This window comes from Chloroflexus sp. (genome assembly GCF_034435895.1).
In the GTDB taxonomy this organism is placed as follows: domain Bacteria; phylum Chloroflexota; class Chloroflexia; order Chloroflexales; family Chloroflexaceae; genus Chloroflexus.
In genome coordinates, this window is record NZ_DAOTWH010000191.1 from 1 (window position 1) to 4,599 (window position 4,599).

Annotated in this window: 3 protein-coding genes and 1 pseudogene; all 4 read right to left on the reverse strand. The window is 62.3% G+C overall.

The window, feature by feature from the left end; genetic code table 11:
- Positions 1-1,383: DNA primase (dnaG, locus tag U9R81_RS11275; protein ID WP_322495552.1), on the reverse strand; the 1,383-nt coding region annotated here is incomplete at its 3' end.
- 13 nt (positions 1,384-1,396) lie between these two features.
- Positions 1,397-2,464, reverse strand: coding sequence for a deoxyguanosinetriphosphate triphosphohydrolase (locus U9R81_RS11280; RefSeq protein ID WP_322495553.1), 1,068 nt, complete (start codon positions 2,462-2,464; stop codon positions 1,397-1,399).
- An 82-nt stretch (positions 2,465-2,546) separates the two neighbouring features.
- Positions 2,547-3,155, reverse strand: a complete 609-nt coding sequence (locus U9R81_RS11285; protein WP_322495554.1) for a hypothetical protein — start codon at positions 3,153-3,155, stop codon at positions 2,547-2,549.
- Positions 3,152-4,599 (reverse strand): annotated as a pseudogene (locus tag U9R81_RS11290) (chromosome segregation protein SMC); the annotation flags it as partial. The pseudogene U9R81_RS11290 and the gene U9R81_RS11285, both read right to left, overlap by 4 nt.

Sequence of the window (4,599 nt, forward strand, 5' to 3'; positions counted from 1 at the left end):
TGGTGACGGGTTGGTGTGGCGCGCGCGTTCGTTGCGCCGGGCCGGCTGCACCCGCGCCCGCAGCAGATCGACGATCAGTTCGCTGCGCATGCCGGTGAGCTGCTCGACGCGGGCCACGTAGACGCGCTGAGCCGCGCCGTCGAGTTCGCTCAGCAGCGGGATGATCCGCTCAAGCGCCAGCCGTTGTTGGGCCGGATCGTGCATATCGAGGCCGGCGGTGTAGGCTTCGAGGTAAAAATCCATCACTGGCGTGGCCTGCTCAACCAACTGCTGCCAAAGCGCGGGATCGGCGGCGATCACCTCGTCGGGGTCGCGCCCCGCCGGCAAGCGGATAATGCGGATGGTGACATCGTTTTCGAGCCGCACAATCCCTTGGGCGGTTGTCACCATGCGCCCCTCGCCCTCCTCTTCGGTGGCGGTGCGGATGGTTTCGAGACCGCGCAACGTCGCCTTTTGGCCGGCGGCGTCAGCGTCGAGCGCCAGATAGACGGCATCGGTCAGGCGCTTGAGCTGGTTGATGTGCGCTTTGCTCAGCGCGGTGCCGAGCGGAGCCACGACGTTGCGGAAGCCGTGCTGGTGAGCGGTGATCACATCGACGTACCCCTCGACCACAATGGCGCGGTTGGCGGTACGGATGGCGTCGCGGGCCAGATCAAGCCCGTACAGCACCTCGCTCTTCTTAAAGAGCGGGGTCTCTGGCGTGTTGAGATACTTGGGTTGGGCGTCACCCAACGCTCTCCCGCCAAAGCCAATCACCTCGCCGCGTACATTGCGGATAGGGAAGATGATACGATTGCGGAATCGGTCATACGGGCCGCGCTCGCCGGGGATGGCGAGGCCGGCGGCGATGATGTCTTCGACGCTATAGCCCTTTTTGTCGTGCAGATAGGTAAAGAGGTGGCCCCAGTCGTCGAGGCTATAGCCGATCTGGAAGGCGTCAATCGCTTCTTGGTTGATGCCGCGGCGCGCGACATATTCGCGACCGGTAGCGCCACGGCTGAGGTTGAGCAGCACGTAATTGAAGTAGCGGGCAGCGACGCCGTTGATCTCGAGCAGCCGTGCCCGGCGCGCATCTTCTTGGCGTTGGGCGTCATTTTTGGGTTCGAGCCGGATACCGGCCCGTTCAGCCAGTAGTTCTAAGGCCCCTTTGAAATCGAGGCCCTGTTTGCGCATCACGAAATCGAAGGCCGTGCCAGAGGCGTGGCAACCAAAGCAGTAGAAGCTCTGGGTGTCGGGGTAGACGTGGAAGGCGGGGGTTCGGCTGTTGGGGTGAAATGGACAAAAACCGACGAAACTGCGCCCGCTGCGCCGTAGCCCCACCCCCATCGAATTGATGAGGTCAACGATGTCGATGTTGGCTTTGATTTCGTCGATGACGTTCATGGTGTGAATGCCGTTACCCGCCCCACGTGCGCGGGATGAATATGCGTTTGAATACGGTCAATGCGTACCGGTCGGTCATACCGGCGATATAATCAATGACCGCCTGTTCAACTGGTTCGCCCCGCCGTTCGATAATCGCCAGCAGCTCAGCGGGCAGCTCTTCGGGATAGCACATGAAATGGGTGTAGAGCGTTTCAATAATGAAACGCACCTTCTCATCTTCCACTTTTGCCTCTGACCGCCAGTAGACGTTTTGGTAGAGAAAATCGCGCAGTTCATTGGTGGCGGCCAAGATGGCCGGACTCATCGAGATCGAGGGCGGGTCGGGCGGAATGCCTTCGCCGGTTGCCCACCAGTTATACTCGATCAGATCGCCGACCATGGTAGCAAGGCGTTTGCTATGGCTGTCGCCGAGCAGCTCGATGCAATCGGCTGGCAAATCTTCGGCGCGCAGAATGCCAGCGCGAATGGCGTCGTCGATGTCGTGGTTGATGTAGGCGACGCTATCGCAGAGTTTGATAATCTGGCCTTCGAGGGTGCTGGCGGTGCCCCACGCTTTGGCGGTGATGTCGCGCCGCCCTTTAGAGTGCATATAGATGCCTTCACGCACGGCGTAAGTAAGGTTCATCCCTTCGCCATGCTGTTCCAGCACTTCGACGATCCGGCGCGATTGTTCGTTGTGGCGAAAGTGGCTAGAACAGATCCGGCTGAGCGCAGTTTCGCCGGCGTGACCAAACGGCGCGTGGCCAATGTCGTGGCCGAGGCCGATCGCTTCGGTCAGGTCTTCGTTGAGGCGCAACGCGCGGGCGACGGTGCGCGCAACCTGCGTGACCTCTAGCGTGTGGGTAAGCCGGGTACGGTAGTGATCGCCCAAGGGGGCGATAAAGACTTGGGTTTTGTGTTTGAGCCGGCGAAACGGTTTCGAGTGCAAGATGCGGTCACGGTCGCGCTGGTAAGCGGTGCGGATCGGGCAGGGCGGTTCGGGCCGGTCGCGCACGGCATTGGCGCTCTTGGCCGCGTATGGCGAGAGGATGTGCGCTTCGAGCGCTTCGCGCATTTCACGCACCGAAGGCCGGGTCATACGTGTGCTCCGTTGGCGTGGAATGTAGGGACACAGCAACGCTGTGTCCCTACTTTACCACACATTGCGTCTAAGGTTAGAGTTACTCTTGCACCGCTTTTGCGCGCAATTCGGTCGAAGAGATGTCACGCCGGAAGAGGTGTTCGGGCACCGGGATGAAGAGCGATTCGTACCCCGCTGGCAAAGTCAGATCGGCGAGCGTATAAAACCGCCCGTCAATCTGTCTGCCGGCGACAAAGAAGCGGCAGTTGGCGGCAGCAATGGCGGCGAAGGCGGCGGCCATTGCCTCGGTGCTGCCATAATAGCGCGGATCGACGAGCCGCAAGGCGGTATCGTAGCCGAGTACGAAGGCGCGATCGGGGTAGAGACGAGCCTTCTGCACAAAGAGCGGCGCGGCAGCGAGGATGACATAATGTTGGCCGCGGAATTGGTCGATGCGCCGTTCAATTTCGGCCAGCGGCAACTCGCCTTTGTCGGCGTTGCGCACCGTCAGCTCGAAATGCACCGGCTGGCCGGTCATTACCACCACTGCCCGCTGCAAGCCGAGGTGTCCCGCGTGCAGTGGGTTAAAGCTGCCCGGAAAGATCGCTCCCGGCGGCGGATCGTCGGGGCGCAATGCGCCATCAGGCGCGATTGTCAACGATCCGATCCGCCCCCTCAAGAGATCGGCCAATTCGGCGGCATGGATCATGCCTCTTCCCCCACGTACTCTTCCACGCGCAACGAGACCACCCGCGAAGCGCCGTCGTCTCCCATACTCACCCCGTAGAGCGTGTCGGCTACTTCAATCGTACCACGATTGTGGGTAATCACGATGAATTGGGTGCGATCGGTCAGGCGCTGTAACATCTCGCGAAACCGGCCCACATTGCTCTCATCGAGCGCGGCGTCAGTTTCGTCGAGAATACAGAATGGGATCGGATTGACCTTCAAAATCGCGAAGAGCAATGCCACCGCGGTCAAGGTGCGTTCGCCGCCGGAGAGCAGGGCGATGTTTTGCGGACGTTTGCCCGGCGGGCGAGCGATAATCTCGACGCCTTGCTGCGGGCGTTTGCCGTTGCTCTCGCTGCCGTCGGGATCGGTGTCGATCAGTTCGAGGCGGGCGCTGCCGCCGCCGAATAGTTCTTGGAAGGTGGCGCTGAATTCGGCGGCGACGGTGTGAAAGGTGTGCTGGAAGCGGTCGTTCATCGCGCCGTCGAGTTCATCAATGAGTTGGTGGAGTGTCGCACTGGCGGCGCGAAGGTCATCGGCTTGCGCGGTGAGGAAGGCGTAGCGGCTGTTGGCCTCTTCATACTCTTCCAGCGCCAGCGGGTTGACCACGCCGAGGCGGATGATGCGCGCGCGCAAGGCTTCGATCGCTGCCGGCAGTTCGGCCAACGGCGGGCTATCACCGGCGGGAGGCGGTGCGGTGAGGTCAAAGCCATCGGCGACGGCCCGCTCGAAGAGCGTTTCGAGGCGGTCGGCGGCGCGTTGCGCTTCGCGGGCCAACCGGCTATGGTCGGCTTCGACAGCCAACAATTCGGTGGTAGCCTGCGCTTCAGCGACTTCGAGGCGGGCTAATTCGGCTTCAGCGGTGGCCAATTCGGTTTCCGCCGGCGCAATCTGCGCCTGCAGGCCATGCAGCTCGGCCAGCAATTGCTGTTGGCGGGCCAGCGCCGCCGCATACGCCGTTTCGCGTTGGGTACGCTCGTCGCGCAATGCCTGTAGCGCGGTTTCCAGCTCGCTTTGTTGGCGGGCGAGGTTAGCGAGTGTGCGTTCGTGACCGGCAAGCACGTCGGTAAGCATACGCTGCCGGCTCTCGGCGGCGCTGAGCGCAGCGCGCAGGTTCGCCAACCGCTCTTGGCCGGCGCGATCGGCGCTAGCCTGCTGCTCTTGCCGTTCGCGTACCGCGGCAAGGGCTGCTTCAGCGGCGGCACGTTCGGTGCGCAGGCTGGTTTGGCGTTCGTGCAACCTAGCCAACTGCTCGGCTAGTGTGGCCAACTCTTGCCCTAGCCGCTCTTGTTGCGCGATCACCCATTGTTGTTCCTGTTCTACCTGCCGGGTGCGGCGTTGGGCCTGATCGAACGCATTGCGGGCCGCTTCGCGCCGTCGTTGCGCTTCGCGTTCGGCGTGTTCGGCGCTGCGCAGGCGGGTGG